Origin of the sequence: Aeromonas sp. 30P (genome assembly GCF_051919805.1) — a bacterium.
In the GTDB taxonomy this organism is placed as follows: Bacteria; Pseudomonadota; Gammaproteobacteria; order Enterobacterales; family Aeromonadaceae; genus Aeromonas; species Aeromonas veronii.
The window spans coordinates 3,128,849-3,148,003 of sequence record NZ_JBQBEA010000001.1; the positions used below are offsets into that span (position 1 = coordinate 3,128,849).

The following is a 19,155-nucleotide window of genomic DNA, read 5'->3' on the forward strand; positions in this document are numbered from 1 at the left end:
ATCAGTCCGGTAATGAATCTCCCCATATCTATGGAAACCGATGACATGTTTCAACGCAGGTGCAGTACGACCAACATGATACAAAAAGGCCCCGAACTCTCGGGGCCTGGGGGTAATGTCATCGAATTATATCAAGCGGCATGTGAGCGCCATTTAAAATGATTAATCTGTGTTCTCATTGACTTGGCCATCTCATCAAGACGCTGACACTTGGCCGATACATGGGCTGCCGAGTCCGAGGTATGTACTGCGATATCGGCAATATTGACCATGCTGCGCGTCATCTCTTCGGTGACTTTGCTTTGCTCTTCGGCTGCAGCGGCGACCTGCACATTGAGATTATTCAGATCATCCACGGCACTCACAATTTCTTCCAAAGAGACGCCGCAGGTCAGCATCAGGGTATTCGTCTTCTCCACTTCAGATAATCCGATATTCATACTATCAACAGCCATAGTTGCATTCTGTTGCAGGCGATTGACGGTATTCTGGATTTCTCCGGTAGAGTTTTGGGTGCGCTGAGCAAGTACCCGGACTTCATCAGCCACAACAGCGAAGCCACGCCCCTGCTCACCAGCTCTGGCGGCTTCAATTGCCGCATTCAGTGCCAGTAAATTGGTTTGTTCGGCAATCGAGCGAATAACCCCCATCACCTGGGTAATGTTATTGCTTTCGATGGCCAGGTTTTGCAGCACAGTGGATGTATTTTGCAATTGACCAGAGAGCAGAGCCATATTCCCAATGGTCTCCTTGACAACCGCTTGCCCCTCTTCCGCCTTGTTTTCAGCCTGACGGGCGGCAATTGCAGCACTATTTGTATTCTGGGCGATTTCGTTAACCGTTGCGCTCATCTCATTCATCGCCGCAGCGCTCTGATCTGTCTCCAGACGCTGCTGGGCCATTTGCTCTGCACTGGTTAGCCCCAGCTCGTTCAGTGCATCGGCGCCTGTCGATAACTGTTCGGCCACGTCATCCATTTCGCCAATCAATCTGCGGAAATGGCTAACCATATCATTCAGCGCCCGTGCGACTTGCCCCAATTCATCTTCCCGAATGACGGGGACGGTGACGGTCAAATCCTGCTCATGCTGCAATTTGTAAAGCGCTCTGCGCAAAGCGGTGAGCGGTTGACTGATCCCGCGAAAAATCCAGATCCCCAGCACGGATAAAGCGAACAGGGCAATCCCGGTGATGGAGAGGAAGGCAAATGAGAAATCAACGGCCAGACTTTCCAGGGTACCAACATGCTCATCTGCAAATCTCAGCTGGAGTTCAACCAGCTTGCCCAGCTCCTCATTAAAAGGATCAACCGTGCTGTATAACTGATGAATTGCCTTATCAAGAGGAGCTTTTAATGAAAGATCACTCTTAATACCATCCAGTGTAATGTCGGCTTTGTTCATCAATACCTGGGCAGACTCCGCAATCGCCCGCTCTTCCGCAGACATCTTCTGGGCCATGTAACGCTTCCATTCCGTTGCTGCTTTTAACTGCGCTTCAGTAACGGAACGTTTTGCCTCTTCACGGGTGATTAATCCAACATGCGCTTTATTGATCGCATCAACGACACTGACCGCATACAAGTCTGAAATCAGCTTCAGTTCGGATAACTGCTGCACCTCCTCTTCATTCACCTGATGGGCAGCCTGATTCATCAGGCGCATCCCCCAAAGGGAGAGAGTGCACAGCAAAATCATACAAAACAGCGGTACCACAACCAGCATCAATAATTTGCTACGAACCGAGATCCCTTTCATGGTGTCGTCCTCATACTCAGGCCACTGGTCGTTTAATATGCAATTGATACACCAAGCATCACGCGACCACTCATTTCAATACAATCACCCGCTTACCTCATTAAAAAGCGCGGTCTGTGCACCATAGTGCAATGCAAGTTGCAACCTGTTCGCAAAACCAGACCTTAAACACATCACCGCAGAAGAAGGGCTAATGCCCTTATTGATAATGCGCTTTTTGAGTCTATTCATCATTTCGTTGATGTCTAATCTTCGCAAAGCAAAATCCGTAGCGCGTTGCAGCCTGCATCGTCCATGCACTGATGGCGGCAACGTCCACGAAACTAGCAAGCAATGCGAGTGATGTGGCCATCCTGCAGCTTATAGAAGGCATCTTGGGGCAACTCCTGTGACCAGATCGCCTCATAGTCGAGATCGGCATAGACGCCACGCAACATGGCACCGAGCAGACCGTGGGAGATAACGATGGCCCGCTCGGCGATGGCAGGATCCTGCAACCACTGGTGTGCCCGGCGCTGAATGCTCTCGAAGCTCTCGGCCCCCGGTGCCTGCAGATACCAGTCCCCCTTGCCGGTATCGAGTTCGGGGTGGGCAAGACGCAGCACCGGGATCTGGCAGCTCTCCCACTCCCCCATCCCTAACTCCATCAATCGATCGTCCCAGATTATGCGATCAGTTGACAGCCCCAACTGCTCACACACCAGCAATGCAGTCTGACGGGCGCGACCGAGCGGGCTAGCATAGACGGTCCAGCGGGCGGGATCCGCCAGTTCGACGGCAAGGCGCCGCCCCATGGCGATGGCTTGCGCCTCACCCTTGTCGGTCAGATCGGAGTTGCAACGCCCCTGCAGACGCTGCTCGGCATTAAAGCGGGTCTGGCCATGGCGCAGCAGATAGATGAGTCGAGACATGATTTCTCCAGCACGTTCAGAGAGATAGAAAAATAAGGGGGACGATGATAGCAGATGAGCCAGGTGGATGGCCCAAACAGACGTGTAAACGCAGGCGTAAAAAACGGGTCAGTGCCGACCCGTTTGCTGTCAATTTGGCCAGAGTGAACTGGCTCAGCCCTTCTTGATCTCCCGCAGGTAGCGGTAGATGGAGTGAACCGAAATGCCGAGCTGGCGCGCCGCAATCTGGGCACTGTCTTTAAGCTCGAAGATCCCCATGTCGTGCAGCTGGTTGACGATGACCCGGGTCTTCTGGGACGGGGGCACCGCCTCGTTGCCACGCACCTCGGCACTGACGGTGTCGATGGTGCTGTTGAGCGCTTCGTCGATGTTGCGGGCGAACACCTCCGGGGTGGCATGGCTCTCGTGGGGATGCATGCACTCCGGCATCATGGTACGCAGCACAGATTGCAGCGGAGCGTCCATGTCGCTGTTGATGCAGAGCAAGCCGATGGCCCTGTGCTCCCCGTTGCGGATCACGGTCGTGATAGAGCGCAGGGTCTTGCCGGTGGCGCACTTGGTCATGTAGGGACTGGAGATATCCTGCCCGCTCTTGAGCTTCATCATCGCCAGGTTGGTGATGGGAGCGCCGACACTGCGACCGGTGATATGGCCGTTGGCAATCTTGACGATCGAGGGATTGCGCGCATCCAGACTGTGGAGCAGCACTTCAGTGTGCTGACCATACATGGCGGCGATGCCATCCACTATGTTCTCCATCGACTTGAGGATCTCAAAATCGCTCAGACTCAACTCTTGCAGCTTCACAATGGGACCTTCTTGCAAGGGTTGCTGCCGGGCAATGTGCGCCGGGCAGAACCGACAGGGACATCAGGCGGACATGATATCAATAATGGTGCTGTCTGTGGCAGACATGCCCTCCTTCACCATCTGGCCGACGTTGCGGATGGTCTGATCCACGTCGCCGGCGACGATCCCCTGCCCCGACACCGAGTGACTGTTGAGGGCCATCAGGAAACCGCGCACCGCCGCGCCGGAGGAGGTACTGACCTTCATGGCGCAGGAGGCTTTCGCCCCGTCACATACCATACCGGCACTGTCGCTCAGTACGTTCTGGATGGCGAAGCAGGATTGCTCGAAGCTGCCGCCCGCCAGATAGACCATGGCCATGGAGGCGGCCGCGCTGGTCACGGTATTGCCACAGAAGGCCGACAGCGGCGGATAGTGGGACTTGATATAGATGGCGCCCAGATGGCTCATGATGAGGGCGCGAGCCAGCTGCTCTTCGCTGGCCGCAAAACGCTCGGCAATCACCATCACCGGAATGGTGGCGGCAATGCCCTGGTTGCCGCTGCCAAAGTTGCTCATGGCTGGCAGGGTCGCGCCCCCCATGCGGGCATCGGAGGCGGCCGCCGTCATCATCACGATGCGGTTCATCACATCCTCGCCGATAAGACCGGCATTGATGTTCTGCTGCATGGTGCGGCCAATCTCCAGGCCATAGGGGTTATTCATCCCCTCGGCAGAGAGCTTGCCGTTAAGCTCGGAGGCTTTGAGGATGAACCTGATCTGCTCGAACTCCACCTGGGTGGCGAACTCGTAGATGGCGGCGATGCTGATATCTACCCCATCGCAGATGGAACCGGTGGCGCCGCCCTGGCTCTGATCAGCGGTGAAGGTCACCTCGCCATCGCGGCGCTGCTCGACGATGCGGGTATGACCGCCGCAGAGGGTCACTTCGGCGCTGTGTTCTTCACCCTTGTCATCAGTGCCATAAACGGTCACGCGGCAGAAAATAAACTCGGGGGCGGCGGTGCGGCTCACCTGCACCTTGCCGGCATCGATCAGCTGCTGGGCACGCTCCACCTGTTCTGGCTGGATCGCGGCCAGCACCTCCAGCCCGGCATCGGCGTTACCGCCGATAGCACCGGCCGCGGCCGCAATGGCCAGACCGATCTTGCCGGTGCCCGGCACATAGACACCCATCGAGTTTTTATAGAGATTGTCCGACACAGCAACCTCGAGGCGACCGGGCTCACAGCCCAGTTGCCGGGTGGCGACCGCTGCGGCATAGGCGGCGGCGATTGGCTCGGTACAACCCAGCGCTGGTTTGACAACCTGTTGAATAATCTGCAGATACTGCTGCCACGCTTGTTTCATCACTTGAACCTTTTTATCAGCATTAACGAGCGATATGGGCGATCGCTTCCACTTCAACCTTGACGCCCATCGGCAGATCCTTCACTGCGAAGCAGCTGCGCGCCGGACAATCTTTCTGGAAATAGGCTTTATAGACCTCGTTGAACGCGGCAAAATCGCTGATCTCGGCGAGGTAGCAGGTGGTTTTGAGCACGGTATCCAGCGAGCCGCCAGCGGCTTCCAGCACGGATTTCAGGTTTTCCAGTGACTGGCGGGTCTGGGCGGCAATCCCCCCTTCCACCACACCACCCTGCTGCTTGCAGACCGGCAACTGACCGGAAGTAAAGATAAGGTCGCCATAGGCAGTGCCGTGGCTGTAGGGACCGATAGCGTCAGGTGCCGCTGCTGCTGTGATGATGCGTTTCATATAGCCACTCCTGTTTGTGCAATTTTTTTTGCAACCATGAATCTCATTCCGTTCAACATTATTTGCTTTTTATTTTATCCATTCAACAAAAAGATACAAAAATGGCGTTTAAAGGCACCTTTCGGCCTCAATATAAACCGTGATCACCATCCTGATTTGAACAAAAGTACTCTTATGGGCATTGTTTATGACAGTTTCATTCAACTATATTTGCGCCGCTTTCCCACATCCCTACAAAAAAGAAGGTTTTAATGGACGCGCATAGCACTACACTCGCCAGCCCCGTGATGGGCACGCTGGAATGGAAAGAAGCGGTTCGCTTCGACAGCACCGACTGGGGCTGGATCATCATGAGCATCGGCATGGCCATCGGCGCAGGGATCGTCTTCCTGCCGGTACAGGTGGGTCTGATGGGCTTGTGGGTCTTTCTGCTCTCGGCGGTGATCGGCTACCCCGCCATGTACATGTTCCAGCGCCTCTTTATCAACACCCTGGCCACCTCGCCGGAGTGCAAGGATTACCCCAGCGTCATCACCGGCTACCTTGGCAAGAACTGGGGTGTGCTGCTCGGCGCCCTCTACTTCGTGATGCTGGTGATCTGGGTCTTCGTCTACTCCACCGCCATCACCAATGACAGCGCCTCCTTCCTGCAGAGCTTCGGCGTCACCGAGGGCCTGCTCTCCGAAAACCCGCTCTACGGTCTGGTGTTGATCTGCGGTCTGGTGGCACTGGCCTCGCGCGGCGAAAACCTGCTGTTCAAGATCTCCACCTTTATGGTGCTGACCAAGATCAGTGTGGTAGCGGTGCTCGGCCTGATGATGGTGGACAAGTGGGATGCGGCCAACATCACCGCCATGCCCGCTGCCGGTGACTGGATGAAGGATGCCATCATCATGCTGCCCTTTACCCTCACCTCCATCCTCTTTATCCAGAGCCTGAGCCCCATGGTGATCTCCTACCGCTCGCGGGAAAAGTCGCTGGAGGTGGCCCGTTTCAAGGCGATGCGCGCCATGAATATCGCCTTCGGCATCCTGTTCGTGGTGGTGTTCTTCTACGCGGTCTCCTTCACCCTGGCCATGGGCCACGATCAGGCGGTCAAAGCCTCCGAAGAGAACATCTCCGCGCTGGCCATGGTAGCCCAGGGGATGCCCGGCCAGACCCTCAAGCTCCTGAGCCTCACCCTCAACATCTTTGCGGTAATGACCGCCTACTTCGGCGTTTACCTCGGTTTCCGTGAAGCCTGTCAGGGTCTGGCGATGAACCTGCTGCGCCGGGTGCTGCCGGAAAACAGCATCAACAAAGGATTGGTAGGCAAAGGGATCATGGTGTTTACCGTCATGCTCTCCTGGGGGGCTATCGTGCTCAACGCACCGGTGCTGAGCTTCACCTCCATCTGCAGCCCCATCTTCGGCATGGTGGGTTGCCTCATCCCGGCCTATCTGGTCTATCAGGTACCGGCGCTGCACAAGTACAAGGGCACCTCCCTCTACATCATCATCGTCACCGGCCTACTGCTCTGTGTCTCGCCCTTCCTGGCGTTCAACTGATCGGTTTCCCCTTATCGACCACGGGTCACCTTCGGGTGGCCCGTTTTCTATTGGTGCGGCTGACCGCGCCCCCGCCCGGAAGTAAAAAGCCAAGGGGATCACAACTTGCAACCGGCCATCACCCAAGGGAGGCCGCTCGGAGTACTATTCAGGCAACACGACTCACGCCCGCACTCCGGTATCGAGGCTTCACATGAAATGGATTTTCAACCCCGCCATCCGGCTGGGCAATCAGCTCTCCTTCAAATACAAATTCCTGCTCTGGTCCTGCCTGATGCTGCTGCCACTGGCCTACAGCATGGCCAATCTGCTGGGGCGGCTGCAGGATGACAACGTCCAGGCCAACCGCGAGCTGGCGGGAGTGGCCAATCTCAACCCCGTGCCCGCTATCGAACAGGCCCTGCTCACCCATCGCAATCTGGTGACCCGTCACGCCTATGAGGTGGATCCGGTCGGTGATGATCAGGTCAAGGCAGCCGCACAAATAGTTGCTCAGAGCCTGCAAGCCTTTGCCGACACCCGCCAGAACAACCCCTCCTTTGAGGTGATCCAGCAGGGCTGGGCCGCCCTGCAGAGTGAAACAGGCAAGCTGGAAGTGGAGCAGAGCAACCTGCGCCACGACAAGCTGCTGACTGAGGTGCGCCACCTCTACAAGCACATTACCGCCAGTAGCAGCCTGATCCAGGATCCGGCGCTCGGTACCTACTACATGGTGATCCTCGCCAGTGAGCGGTTGCCGCAACTGCGCGACCTGCTGGCTCAGGTGCGGGATCGCGCCGCCACCATCGCCGATTTCGGCCTGTTTCAGGCCGAGGGCTACAGCGGCCTGCGTTTTCGTCTCGACCTGATCAGCGCCACTCTGCAGGAGCTGGAGGCCGATCTGACCCTGCTCTACCAGATCGAACCGGCCTACCGCGCCGAGCTGGGTCAGCAGACCGATGCTCTGATACAGCTGGTGCGTCAGGGGCTCGAGACCATGGAAAACAAGATGATGAAGGATCAGCTGGTGCAACTCTCAACCAAGGAGGTGCAGGCGCTGGGGGATAAGATGGACGAGGCCATCACCGCGCTGGCAGGCCAGGTACGCCAGCGGCTGGAGGCCGACCTGCATCATCGGCTGGCCGCCAACCAGCGACACTTCTGGTGGGTCACCGCGCCGCTGACCGTCAGCTTGCTGCTCTACCTCTACCTGATGATCGGTGCCTATATCTCCCTGCGCGACACCGTAGGGCGGGTGCGTGATATTGCCGCTCGGGTCAACGCCCAGGATCTTAGCCAGCATATCGAGATCGTTGGTCAGGACGAGCTGGCCGCCATCAGCCGGGATTACAACGTGACCCTGGAGACCCTGCGCACCCTGATGCTGCGAGTGCGGGAAAATGGCGTCACAGTAGTGGAGAGCGCTACCGAGATCGAAGCGCGCACCTGCCGCTCGCAGGAGGTCATTGCCGATCAGCAAGGGGAGACCCATCAGGTCGCTACCGCCATCAAGGAGCTGGCTGCGACTTCACAAGACATGGCGGGCAACGCCCTGCAAGCCGCCCGCATGACCCAGGAGGCGCAGAACGTGGTCGGTCAGGGCGAGGATGTGGTGGAGCGCACCATCAAGGCCATCGACCATATCAACCGCGAGGTGTTGCGCACCGCCGACACCATCGGCCAACTGGAGCAGCAGTGCAGCCAGATTGGCGGCGTCATCAGCGTGATCCGCGGCATCGCCGAACAGACCAACCTGCTGGCCCTCAACGCTGCCATCGAAGCGGCCCGGGCCGGTGAGCAGGGTCGCGGCTTTGCAGTGGTGGCCGACGAGGTGCGCTCTCTTGCCAACCGCACCCAGGGGGCTACCGTCGAGATCCAGCAGATGATTGAACAGCTGCAATCCGGCGCCCGTGCCTCGGTCACCGCCATGTCAGCGGCCAGCCATGAAGCACAGGAGGGGGTCGGGCTGGCGCAGGAGGCAAAACAGGCCTTCGGCGCCATCACCGAGAAGGTGGATCGGATGGTCGATACCAACGCCATCATCGCCAGCGCCATCGAGCAGCAGGGCGCCGTGGTCAACGAGATCGAACGCAACGTGGTGCGCATCTCCGATGGCAGCGACGAGGCGCTGCAAGTGGCCAACGCCGCCCGCGATGCCGCCCGCCAGATCCACCAGCTCACCGAACAGCTGCGCGCCATGGTACAGAGCTTCGTGCTGTAACAGAGCGCTGACAAGCCGGGCTCAACGTGAGCCCGGCATTATCCGGTCTCGCCCCTGCCAACAACATCTCGGTTGCTCGGATCATCCAGAAAATCTCTGCGACCCACTTGCCGGGCAAATGCCAACAAAGTAGTCTCGAACGAAAACAAAATGCGGCATTCCCGACACGCACGGTCTGCGACGTCGAGGCAAGCAAGCCGCCTGCGAGCCACAGATTAAAACCAGCGTCACGTCATCTATCACCCGCTTCAAGCGAGGATTTACCCATGGCCAGATACCAGTTTTTTACCATTCCGGCGTCCAATCGGCAGCAATACACCTTTATCGACATGGCATCTCCGACTTTTCTGAGTGAAAAGGCGGCACTGCTGACCCAAGGATTCGAGGTGGAGGAGGACTTTATTGACGCAACCAGCCCGCGAGAGGCCGTCGAGAAGTACCAATCCAATTTTCTCTATATAGCGGATGAGATAGGCAAGTCCGATAGCAGCTACGCCGCGGCCGTCGCCATGCTGGAGATTGGCAAGGGGTTATTGGGCAATAAAACCCGCCGAGATTAGGTGCAGCGGTAAAGAGTGGTGGCCATCGTGGCAACGCGCCCGATGGCCATATGGCAAGACATCAATTCGGTAAGTCAGAAGCGCCCCAGCTGCTGGAGCATCTCGATCAGCTCCTCTTCGCTGCTCGGCTCATAGGCCAGCTGAAGGCTCGGCGCAGCGCCTCCCATCAGCATGTAGACGTTGGTGCTGCAGTGGTCGTAGTGATACCACTTACCGTCGATACAGACGTCGGTATAGCATCTCGGGTCCCTTTTCAGTTCCATATGCACATCCTTTTGTTACATTCCATCAACATCACTTCTGACCGTAAGACAACCCGCTGCGACCTATCTTGATACAGATCAAGATGTGCAACGGCAGTGCTCCTGCGGACGCAACTCCCGCAGTTTTCCTCTCGGATGGCGTTGTGCAGCGCAAGTCCTCCTTTCTTCTCTTCCCTGACTTGAGCCTGACTACACTTAGCCCTGTCGACCCACACCACCATCTGGAGTCATACCGATGAAACCGAGGCTTTCCACCCCCACGATTTTCTCGCTCTTGCTCTGTGGCGCACTGCTTGTGCAACCTGCTCTTGTGCAGTCGGCCAAGGCCGCCATCGACCCCAAGCCTGCCAGCGAATTTACCATCAAGGCAAACCAGCAGGTGCTCAATACCCTGCCCTTCAATGACAAGCAGGATTTCGAGGATGCCCAGCGTGGCTTTATCGCCAAGCCGGAGACCCTAACCATCAAGGATGACAAGGGCAACGTGGTGTGGGATCTGGAGCAGTACAAGAGCTACATCGGCCTCGACAAGGCCGCGCCGGACAGCGTCAACCCCAGCCTGTGGCGCAATGCCCAGCTCAACATGCAGTACGGCTTGTTCAAGGTCACCGACAAGATTTACCAAATTCGCGGCTTTGATCTCTCCAACATCACCTTTATCGAAGGCAACAAGGGCTGGGTGGTGTTCGATCCGCTGATCTCCCCGCAAACCGCCAAGGCGGCGCTGGCCTTCATCAACAAGACCCAAGGGGAGCGCCCGGTCACTGCGGTGGTCTACAGCCACTCCCACGTGGATCACTACGGCGGTGCCGCCGGTCTGTTCAACTCGCTGGACGAGGTGAAAAAGAACGGCGTCGAGATCATCGCGCCGGAAGGATTTACCGAACACGCGGTGTCGGAGAACGTCATCGCCGGCAACGCCATGGCTCGCCGCGCCGTCTACATGTACGGCGCCCTGCTGCCGCGTAACCCGCAGGGGGGCGTCAACGGCGGTCTGGGGCAAACCACCTCCACCGGCGTGCCCTCGCTGCTGTTGCCGACCCGCTTTATCACCAAAACCGGTGAGACGCTGACGGTCGATGGCGTCAAGATGGTCTTCCAGATGACCCCGGGCACTGAAGCCCCGGCCGAGATGAACACCTGGTTCCCGGACAGCAAAGCATTGTGGATGGCCGAAAACACCACCAACACCATGCACAACATCCTCACCCTGCGCGGCGCCCAGGTGCGCGATGCGCTGAAGTGGGCCAGCTTTCTCAACGAGACCATTGAAACCTGGGGTGATCAGGCCGAGGTCAAGTTCCAGAGCCACCACTGGCCACGCTGGGGCAATGCAAATATCGTCGACTACTTTAAGAAGCAGCGTGACCTCTACAAATACATCCACGACCAGTCGGTGCGCCTGATGAACATGGGCTACACCGGTGAGGAGATCTCCGAACAGATCACCCTCCCCCCGAGCTCAACGACTTCTGGCCGAACCGCGGTTATTACGGCACCCTGCGCCACAACAGCCGCGCCATCTATCAGCGCTATATGGGCTGGTACTCCGGCAACCCCTCCGATCTCGACAACCTGCCCCCAGAAATGGTCGGCCCCAAATATATCGAGTTCATGGGGGGCGAGCAGGAGGTACTGAAAAAAGCCAAAGCTTCGTTCGACAAGGGGGAATATCGCTGGGTAGCAGAAGTGCTCAAGCATCTGGTGTTTGCCAACCCGAACAACACAGAGGGCAAGCTGCTGCTGGCAGATGCACTGGAGCAGCTGGGCTATCAGGCTGAATCCGGCCCGTGGCGCTCCGTCTATCTGCAAGGCGCCTATGAGCTGCGCAATGGCGTTCCCAATGTTGGCGGAACAGTCACCGCCTCACCGGATACCATCCGGGCCATGAGCCCCAGCATGCTGTTTGACTATCTCTCGGTGCGCATTAACCCCGAGAAAGCGGCGGGCAAGAAGATGGTCATCAACATGGCGTTCACCGACATAGAGGAGAAACATACCCTGAGTCTGGAGAACTCGGTGCTCAACCACACAACCCGCTATGCCGCCAAGCCTGATGTGACCATTACCCTGAGCAAGAAGACGCTGGATGATATCCAGCTCGGTCAGGGCACCATGGAGCAGAAGATCGCCAACGGCGAGATCAAGATAGAGGGTGATCAGCAGACGTTCAGCGACTTCGTCACGCTGCTCGACAAGTTCAACTTCTGGTTCAACATAGTGACGCCATGATGCAACGCACCTTGCGCGCATGCATGGTCCTCCTCTGCCTCATCCCCGGGATAGGGCAGAGCTGTGGTTATGATGCCCTTTATCCCAATCCGTTCGAACAGAGCTGGCCGGGGACGGTCAATATTGCCATGGCCACAGCGACTGCGGTGAGCCGTGAGCAGTTACCCCCCTTGGCAGCCCTGACAGGCGAAGCCGGCTTCTCCCGTAGCCAGGCATGGCTCCAAACCCTCAAAAGTCGACTCCAGCAGGCAGGGGTAGGCGGCGGGATCTCCATCCTGCTTATCGACTCAGGACTCTGGTCCAGAGTACGAGGCAAGGAGTCCCTACTGCTCCAGCTGCACACCAGCGGCCCAAACCCAAAAGACCGGGTGATGCTGCTGAGTGAAGCCGCCATCAATGCCATGTTGAATGGGTCGCTCTCCATCGAGCAGGGACTGCAATTGGGTATTGTGGAGCTGCAAAGAGACGACAATCAGCAGCTACAGCGGGATCTGCACAAGGCGCTGAGCTCGCAGACCTGACCGCCACAGGAGGAACCGATAGAACAAAGGGAGGCAAATGCCTCCCTTTTTTATGCCTTCACGGCGAACATCAAGCGCGGGCGCTTATTCGTCTTCCAGATAGGCGTAGCCTTGCAGGCCCAGCTCCAGCTCGTCGAGCAGGGCTTTGCGAGTGGCATCGTCCAGCGCCGGGTGAGCGGCGATCCGCTGGTAGTTTTCGCGGATCACGGACGGGTCGATGTTGACGTAACGCAGCAGCTGGTCGACGGTGTCGCCACGCACCACGTTGCGAATGTCCATCTTGCCCTCTTCGTCCAGCCACACTTCCGCGCAGTGGGTGTCACCGAACAGGTTGTGCAGGTCGCCGAGGATCTCCTGATAGGCACCGACCAGGAAGAAGCCGACGTGGCACTCTTCGTTCTCGCCGTAGACCGGCATTGGCAGGGTGCTCTCGACCCCCAGACCGTCGACATAGTGCTCGACCTGACCGTCGGAGTCACAGGTAATATCCATCAGGATACCGCGACGGCTAAGCGGACGATCGAGACCAGCCAGCGGCATCACCGGGAATACCTGACCGATACCCCAGGCATCCGGCAGGGACTGGAACAGGGAGAAGTTGGCAAAGCACTTGTCCGCCAGCTTTTCACTCAGCTCGTCAGCCAGCGCACGGTGGTTGCGGTTGACCGGGTTGAGCAGCTCTTTGAGTGCCAGACAGGTGTTCTGGTGCAGCATCTCGGCCCAGGCACGCTGTTCAAGGTTCAAGAGGCCCATGGTGTACTGGGTATTCACGTCACCTAGATCGGCTACCGAGTCATGGAAGATCTCCAGCAGGGAGGGATCTTCGCTGCGCAGATCCAGCCAGCCTTTCCACATGTTCTGCAGAATGGTCGGTGCATCTTCGTCCGGCGCGCTGATGTCGTTCATCTCCACCCCTTCGGCACCAATGATATTGGTGACCAGCACGGCGTGGTGGGCGGTCAAGGCACGGCCAGACTCGCTGATGATGGTCGGGTGCGGCAGATCGAACTCGCGGCAGACATCGCCGATGCCCCATACCACGTTGTTGGCGTACTCGGAGAGGCTGTAGTTGGCGGAGCAGTGGCTCTGGGAACGGGTTCCCTCGTAGTCCACCCCCAGGCCGCCACCGACGTCCACAACTTCGATGTTGGCACCGAGGCGACGCAGTTCAGCGTAGAAACGGCCGCACTCGCGGATGCCGCCCTGAATGTCGCGGATATTGGCGATCTGGGAGCCCAGATGGAAGTGCAGCAGTTGCAGGCAATCCAGCTTGCCCAGCCCGCGCAGACGCTCGATCAGCGCCAGGATCTGGGAGGCGGAGAGACCAAATTTGGACATGGAGCCGCCGCTCGATTCCCACATGCCGGAGCCGGTGGAAGCGAGCTTGGCACGCACCCCGATGTTGGGCTTGATGTTGAGACGAGCTGACTCGTCCAGCACCATCTCCAGCTCGGAGGGCTTCTCCACCACGATGTAGACCTTGTGGCCCATCAGGTTGCCCAAGAGGGCGTGGCGGATATATTCGCGGTCTTTGTAACCGTTGCAGACGATCACCGAGCCTTGCTCATGGTGATGGGACAGCACGGCCAGCAGTTCCGGTTTGGAACCAGCTTCCAGGCCAAGCCGGGGCTTGTCGCTGTAGGACTGGCTGATGGTCTCGATGACACGACGCTGCTGGTTTACCTTGATCGGGTAAACGCAGAGGTAGTCCCCTTCATAGCCAGACTTCTCGATGGCCTGACCAAAAGCGTTGAACAGCGCATCGACCCGACTCTTGAGGATGTCAGGGAAGCGCAGCAACACGGGGGTGGTCAGCCCGGACTGACGCAACTGTTCGATGGCGTCAGAGAGCACGATATGCGCGTCAGGGCGTGATTTGTCGGGGGCGACGGTCACATGACCGGCGTCATTGATATTGAAAAAACCCGCACCCCAGTAGGGAACGTTGTAGACCTTCAAGGAGTCCTTGCTGGACCAGTTAGTCATGGGCTATGCCTCGCAAATGAGCGACCCAAAGTCGCCTTCGTTACCCTCAATCACATCCAGACCATCTAGTGCAGAGTACGGCGAGCGCTGCCATCACGAGACGCAGCCACCCAAACCAACCTTTTGCACATCGCGGCAAGCCAGAGGCTGCCTGGTGGATCTTGGGGAAGTAACGAGTCTTGATGTGGGGCTGGTGGCTTTACATCAAGCTCAACGGTATGCGGTGCCACTATGCCGTAGCGCCGCGGTACTTTGATGACAGACGACATCAGCCACGCCGTCAGTTCATCATTCGGCAGCGATCCCGACAGAAGGAGAGGGTTCCAAGGAAGAGAAGCGAAGGCGCCAGCACGCATGCGTGTTGATAGACGACAACAACCACAGCCCACCTCACCGTCAGTGACCGCCCATGACAAGGGAAGATGATGAGCCGGTGGCCCACTCGGTCAAATGAAGGATGAGAGTCTGTTGTTCTCCCTGATACCGGAGCCTAACCGGTATTAAAGAAACCATTCCCCAGCAGTGTCTGTCGTTTCTGCGTGCCTCGCCCTATAGGCGTATGATCGGTCGGGTTTCTGGCGGCTCTGCCTGCTTCAGGGTTGCCCTTGGATCGGCGCGGAGTGTACACACTTACCGCGGGCAGTGACAATAAAAAATAGTGTTCAAAATCCCCTTTTAATAAGTCGATCAAATCTTGCTGGCGAGCAGGCGGGCTCTGGGATGGCGCAGGTTATGCGACAGCCCGGTTTCCCCTTGAAAAGTGTGTGAAAACGCCATGATTGGGCTGGCGCCTTGCAGTGCGGTAGCTGAGGGGAATTTGGTCGCCACCGCCAGCGCCTAAATATCGTAATAAATGCCACATTTATGCGACCTCCCTCCCGGACGTTGCCCTGCGCGCCGCACATTCGCCGCTCTTCCCTTGCGTCAAAAAATGTGAAAAACCTGCGCTGACGCAATGAGTGCCCCGCACGGATTGGCCACAATGACCGCTCACAATCGGTTAGAGGCTGACTAATGGATACCCTGCTTGAGCGTTTTCTGCGTTACGTAACTTTTCATACCCGCTCCGATGAGACCAATCCAGCCTGCCCCAGCAGCGAAGGCCAGCTGATCTTTGCCAGTGCCCTACAAGAAGAGATGAAGGCGCTGGGGCTGACCCAGGTCACTCTGGATGAGCACGGCTACCTCACCGGCTGCCTGCCGGGCAATCAGCCGGACGCCCCCGCCATCGGCCTGATTGCCCACATGGATACCGCCGACTACGAGGCGGAGCACGTAGTACCGCAAATCATCGAAAACTATCAGGGCGGCGACATCTGCCTTGGCAAGGGTGACGAGGTGCTCGCCATCCGTGACTACCGCTTCCTGAAAAACTATCTGGGTCAGGACCTCATCACCACCGACGGCACCACCTTGCTTGGCGCTGACGACAAGGCGGGTATCGCCGAGATCCTCACTGCCATCGACCACCTGCAGGCCCACCGAGATCCCCCGCGGCGATATCTGGGTCGGCTTTACCCCGGATGAAGAGATTGGCCGCGGCGCCAACCTGTTCCCGCTGGAGAGATTCCCGGCCAAGTGGGCCTATACCGTGGATGGCGGCGAACTGGGCGAGCTGGAGTATGAAAACTTCAACGCCGCCAGCGCCACGGTGCGTTTTATCGGCAATAACGTCCACCCCGGCACCGCCAAGGGGAGCATGATCAACAGCCAGACCCTGGCCGCCCGCTTCCACGCCGCCATGCCTGCCGAGCAGACCCCGGAGTGCACCGAAGGGTATGAGGGCTTCTTCCATCTGGCCCAGATGAGCGGCACGGTGGAGGAGAGCACCCTGCACTACATCATCCGTGACTTCGACGACGAGCACTTCGCCGCGCGCAAGGCCGAGATGCAGAACCGGGTGGCCGCCCTGCAGGCCGAGTATCCGAAGGCCCGCATCGAGCTGACCCTGACCGACAGCTATCGCAACATGCGCAGCCAGATTGAGCCGCACATGCATATCGTCGAGCTGGCCAAGGCCGCCATGGAGGCCGCCGACGTGGTGCCGAAAATCAAGCCCATTCGCGGCGGTACCGATGGCGCCCGCCTCTCCTTTATGGGTCTGCCCTGCCCTAACCTCTTCACCGGTGGCCACAACTTCCACGGCAAGCACGAGTTCATCCCGCTGCAATCGATGGAGAAATCGGTCGCCACCCTGGTGGAGCTGGTGCGCCTCACCGCAGCCTGGCGCGGTTAATCGATTACCATGACAACCAAGGGGGGAGCCGGTTAACCGGCTCTCCCCTTGCTATCTGGCCATCCCCCATCAGGAAAGGGAAACCGGGGAGAGTCGCTCAGGAGCAACTGGCTGCCGCTGCCATCAAACTGTCATCCCGCTGACATGTCGCGGGAACAGTGCCACATCATGCTGGGAGCAACGGATCGCCGGAGCCCTCCAGATGTTCACTATCGATACCCTGCTGACCCAGCACTTCCCCCGCCTGCTTGGCTACCCCCTGCTTACCCCGTTGTTCAAGCGGCTGCTGGGCTGGCTGCTCAACGAACGTGCCTTTGCCGACTTTGCCGCCCGCTACCCGCACCTGCGCGGCCTCGACTTTGTCGAGCAGGCGCTGACCCAGCTCGATTTCGACTATCGGGTCAGCGAGGCGCAACTGGAGCATATTCCCGCCAGCGGCCGGGTCATTCTTGTTGCCAACCACCCCATCGGCTCGCTGGATGGACTGGCGCTACTGCAACTGCTCGGTCGCATCCGCCCCGATGTGAAGATCGTCGCCAACCAGCTGCTGGCCCAGCTCGCGCCGCTGCGCCCTTTGCTATTGCCGGTGGACAATATGGAGGGCAAGACCGATCGACAGGCCATCCTCGCCATGAACGAACACCTCGCCCATGAAGGGGCGCTGGTGATCTTCCCCGCAGGCGAAGTCTCGCGGCTTGGCCTAAAGGGGGTGAAAGACGGCCCCTGGCAGGCAGGCTTTATCAAGCTGGCCCAGCGCACCCGTACCCCGCTGGTGCCCATCCATCTGGGAGGGCGCAACAGCCTCTGGTTCTATCTCGCCTCCTGGCTCAACAAGCCCGCCTCAGCCCTGTTGCTGGTGCGCCAGCTGTTTCGCCAGCAGGGGCAGACCCTGCCGGTGACCATAGGGGCGCGCATTCCACTCGGCAGTTTTCAGGATCTACCCGCCAAGACGGCGGCGCGGCTGGTGCGCAACCACCTCTACCGGATTGGCCGTGGCAAGGCGGGACGGCTGCAGACCGAGGCCCCCATCGCCCTGCCGGAGGATCGCCGCCAGCTCAAACAGGCCATCGAAAGCTGCGAACAGCTCGGCACCACCCCGGATGGTCAGGGGATCTACCTCTACCGCCGCCACGAACTGAGCCACTCGGTGATCCTGCGCGAGCTGGGGCGGCTGCGGGAGATCGCCTTTCGCGCAGTGGGGGAAGGATCCGGCAAGCGGCGGGATCTCGATGGCTTTGACAACGACTATCACCACCTGATCCTCTGGGATCCGGCCCGGCTCGATATTATCGGTGCCTACCGGTTCGCCCCGGTGGCGGAGCTGCTGGCCAGCAAGGGGAAGGATGGTCTCTACAGCCATACCCTGTTCGGCTTCGAGGATAAGTTGCTGCCCCGGCTGGAGCAGGCCATCGAGCTTGGCCGCAGCTTTATCCAGCCCGCCTACTGGGGCAAGCGGGGGCTCGATTATCTCTGGTTCGGCATCGGTGCCTATCTGGCCCGCTATCCCCGCTACCGCTACCTGTTTGGCCCGGTGTCGCTCTCCGGCAGCCTGCCGCCGGCGGCCAAGGATCTGCTGGTGAGCTTCTACCGCCAGCACTTTGCCCCCGAGCTGGCGCTGGCCCCCTCCCGCCGTCCCTACCCCGAGACGCAGCCTCTGTTCGAAGGGGTGGATTACGGCGCCGACCTCAAAGCTCTCAAGGCCCGCCTCGACAATTTGGGCTGCGCCATCCCTACCCTCTACAAGCAGTATTCCGAACTGTGCGAGCCGGGCGGCGTCCAGTTTATGGATTTTGGCATCGACCCCGACTTCAACCACTGCATCGACGGGCTGGTGTGGGTCGATGTGAGCCGCATCAAGTCCCACAAGCGGGCCCGCTATATCGGCAGTCATCTGGCCGAGTCGCACTTATAACCCTGCTGGCGCCAGGCAAACAGCCAAATGCAAAAAAGAGAGAGAGGCCATCGCCTCCCTCTCCTTCCACTCTCATGCTCAGCACCTTTTCGAGGCGCTCGGCCCATCAGGCGTTACTCGGCCGCCTTGCGATCCGAGTGGCCGAGATCCCGCTCTGGGGCGATGACATCGCGTACCCGCTGCTTGATCTCCTTGGCCTCGGGGAAGCCGTCATCGACCACCCGATCCCACACCTGCACCCCGCTCACCAGAATGCGAAACTCCCCCTTGCTGGCCGGCACCAGCGCCACCTCCCCCAGATCGCTGTCGAAGGTGGAGAGCAGCTCCTGTGCCAGCCAAGCGGCGCGCAACATCCAGCGACAGAGGGTGCAGTAGCGGATCTCGATGCGGGGTTTGCTGATCAGGGTTTCGGATTCAGTCATGAGGGACTCCATAAAAAATCGGCCAATGGCAGTAAGTGGCGT

The 19,155-nt window shown here is 58.8% G+C and carries 13 protein-coding genes and 2 pseudogenes; 7 read left to right on the forward strand and 8 right to left on the reverse strand.

Annotated elements, in window-relative coordinates:
- Positions 1-131: 131 nt before the first annotated feature.
- From ACTG2B_RS14430 to ACTG2B_RS14450, 5 genes are all read right to left on the reverse strand, one after another.
- The gene (locus tag ACTG2B_RS14430; protein WP_021229324.1) at positions 132-1,757 is read right to left on the reverse strand and encodes a methyl-accepting chemotaxis protein; all 1,626 of its coding nucleotides are present in this window, start codon (positions 1,755-1,757) and stop codon (positions 132-134) included.
- A 323-nt stretch (positions 1,758-2,080) separates the two neighbouring features.
- Positions 2,081-2,668, reverse strand: a complete 588-nt coding sequence (locus ACTG2B_RS14435; protein ID WP_204381666.1) for a histidine phosphatase family protein — start codon at positions 2,666-2,668, stop codon at positions 2,081-2,083.
- Positions 2,669-2,821: 153 nt separating this feature from the next.
- Positions 2,822-3,475, reverse strand: a complete 654-nt coding sequence (locus tag ACTG2B_RS14440) for a helix-turn-helix transcriptional regulator (protein ID WP_227273989.1) — start codon at positions 3,473-3,475, stop codon at positions 2,822-2,824.
- Between the two features lie 63 nt (positions 3,476-3,538).
- Positions 3,539-4,828: an L-cysteine desulfidase family protein gene (locus ACTG2B_RS14445; RefSeq protein WP_227273990.1), complete on the reverse strand. Its 1,290-nt coding sequence runs from the start codon at positions 4,826-4,828 to the stop codon at positions 3,539-3,541.
- 22 nt (positions 4,829-4,850) lie between these two features.
- The gene (locus ACTG2B_RS14450) at positions 4,851-5,234 is read right to left on the reverse strand and encodes a Rid family detoxifying hydrolase (RefSeq protein ID WP_005344164.1); all 384 of its coding nucleotides are present in this window, start codon (positions 5,232-5,234) and stop codon (positions 4,851-4,853) included.
- Between the two features lie 251 nt (positions 5,235-5,485).
- On the opposite strand from ACTG2B_RS14450, the gene ACTG2B_RS14455 reads away from it, so the two are divergent.
- The 3 genes from ACTG2B_RS14455 (at position 5,486) to ACTG2B_RS14465 (ending at position 9,541) form a co-directional block, all read left to right on the forward strand.
- A complete protein-coding gene (locus tag ACTG2B_RS14455; RefSeq protein ID WP_439996194.1) occupies positions 5,486-6,781 on the forward strand; it encodes a hypothetical protein in 1,296 nt (431 codons plus the stop codon).
- 193 nt (positions 6,782-6,974) lie between these two features.
- A complete protein-coding gene (locus tag ACTG2B_RS14460; protein WP_439996196.1) occupies positions 6,975-8,981 on the forward strand; it encodes a methyl-accepting chemotaxis protein in 2,007 nt (668 codons plus the stop codon).
- Positions 8,982-9,247: 266 nt separating this feature from the next.
- Positions 9,248-9,541 carry a hypothetical protein gene (locus tag ACTG2B_RS14465; protein WP_257725628.1) on the forward strand — a complete coding sequence of 98 codons (294 nt, stop codon included), beginning with the start codon at positions 9,248-9,250 and terminating at the stop codon, positions 9,539-9,541.
- Positions 9,542-9,615: 74 nt separating this feature from the next.
- Here the strand turns inward: ACTG2B_RS14465 and ACTG2B_RS14470 are convergent, their stop codons facing one another.
- Positions 9,616-9,804 carry a hypothetical protein gene (locus ACTG2B_RS14470; RefSeq protein WP_005334402.1) on the reverse strand — a complete coding sequence of 63 codons (189 nt, stop codon included), beginning with the start codon at positions 9,802-9,804 and terminating at the stop codon, positions 9,616-9,618.
- Positions 9,805-10,039: 235 nt separating this feature from the next.
- Here ACTG2B_RS14470 and ACTG2B_RS14475 point away from each other — a divergent pair.
- Positions 10,040-12,036 (forward strand): annotated as a pseudogene (locus tag ACTG2B_RS14475) (alkyl/aryl-sulfatase).
- Positions 12,033-12,557 carry a hypothetical protein gene (locus ACTG2B_RS14480; RefSeq protein ID WP_439996198.1) on the forward strand — a complete coding sequence of 175 codons (525 nt, stop codon included), beginning with the start codon at positions 12,033-12,035 and terminating at the stop codon, positions 12,555-12,557. The pseudogene ACTG2B_RS14475 and the gene ACTG2B_RS14480 overlap by 4 nt, the downstream one beginning before the upstream one ends.
- An 84-nt stretch (positions 12,558-12,641) precedes the next feature.
- Here the strand turns inward: ACTG2B_RS14480 and speA are convergent, their stop codons facing one another.
- A complete protein-coding gene (speA, locus tag ACTG2B_RS14485) occupies positions 12,642-14,543 on the reverse strand; it encodes a biosynthetic arginine decarboxylase (protein WP_069526750.1) in 1,902 nt (633 codons plus the stop codon).
- 1,014 nt (positions 14,544-15,557) lie between these two features.
- Here speA and pepT point away from each other — a divergent pair.
- Positions 15,558-16,779 (forward strand): annotated as a pseudogene (gene pepT / locus ACTG2B_RS14490) (peptidase T).
- A gap of 202 nt (positions 16,780-16,981) precedes the next feature.
- Positions 16,982-18,691, forward strand: a complete 1,710-nt coding sequence (locus tag ACTG2B_RS14495) for a lysophospholipid acyltransferase family protein (protein ID WP_274160333.1) — start codon at positions 16,982-16,984, stop codon at positions 18,689-18,691.
- Positions 18,692-18,804: 113 nt separating this feature from the next.
- Here ACTG2B_RS14495 and ACTG2B_RS14500 read toward each other — a convergent pair whose 3' ends face one another.
- Positions 18,805-19,113 (reverse strand): SelT/SelW/SelH family protein, encoded by a 309-nt coding sequence (locus ACTG2B_RS14500; RefSeq protein WP_043821170.1) that lies wholly within the window; start codon positions 19,111-19,113, stop codon positions 18,805-18,807.
- Between the last annotated feature and the right edge of the window lie 42 nt (positions 19,114-19,155).

What these genes read in the sequence shown, in the direction of transcription:
- ACTG2B_RS14450 (WP_005344164.1), bottom strand. Translation starts at nt 5,234, where the DNA reads ATGAAACGCATCATCACAGCAGCAGCGGCACCTGACGCTATCGGTCCC.
- ACTG2B_RS14445 (WP_227273990.1), bottom strand. Translation starts at nt 4,828, where the DNA reads ATGAAACAAGCGTGGCAGCAGTATCTGCAGATTATTCAACAGGTTGTC.
- ACTG2B_RS14460 (WP_439996196.1), top strand. Translation starts at nt 6,975, where the DNA reads ATGAAATGGATTTTCAACCCCGCCATCCGGCTGGGCAATCAGCTCTCC.
- ACTG2B_RS14470 (WP_005334402.1), bottom strand. Translation starts at nt 9,804, where the DNA reads ATGGAACTGAAAAGGGACCCGAGATGCTATACCGACGTCTGTATCGAC.
- ACTG2B_RS14480 (WP_439996198.1), top strand. Translation starts at nt 12,033, where the DNA reads ATGATGCAACGCACCTTGCGCGCATGCATGGTCCTCCTCTGCCTCATC.
- ACTG2B_RS14500 (WP_043821170.1), bottom strand. Translation starts at nt 19,113, where the DNA reads ATGACTGAATCCGAAACCCTGATCAGCAAACCCCGCATCGAGATCCGC.
- ACTG2B_RS14430 (WP_021229324.1), bottom strand. Translation starts at nt 1,757, where the DNA reads ATGAAAGGGATCTCGGTTCGTAGCAAATTATTGATGCTGGTTGTGGTA.
- ACTG2B_RS14455 (WP_439996194.1), top strand. Translation starts at nt 5,486, where the DNA reads ATGGACGCGCATAGCACTACACTCGCCAGCCCCGTGATGGGCACGCTG.
- ACTG2B_RS14435 (WP_204381666.1), bottom strand. Translation starts at nt 2,668, where the DNA reads ATGTCTCGACTCATCTATCTGCTGCGCCATGGCCAGACCCGCTTTAAT.
- speA (WP_069526750.1), bottom strand. Translation starts at nt 14,543, where the DNA reads ATGACTAACTGGTCCAGCAAGGACTCCTTGAAGGTCTACAACGTTCCC.
- ACTG2B_RS14495 (WP_274160333.1), top strand. Translation starts at nt 16,982, where the DNA reads ATGTTCACTATCGATACCCTGCTGACCCAGCACTTCCCCCGCCTGCTT.
- ACTG2B_RS14465 (WP_257725628.1), top strand. Translation starts at nt 9,248, where the DNA reads ATGGCCAGATACCAGTTTTTTACCATTCCGGCGTCCAATCGGCAGCAA.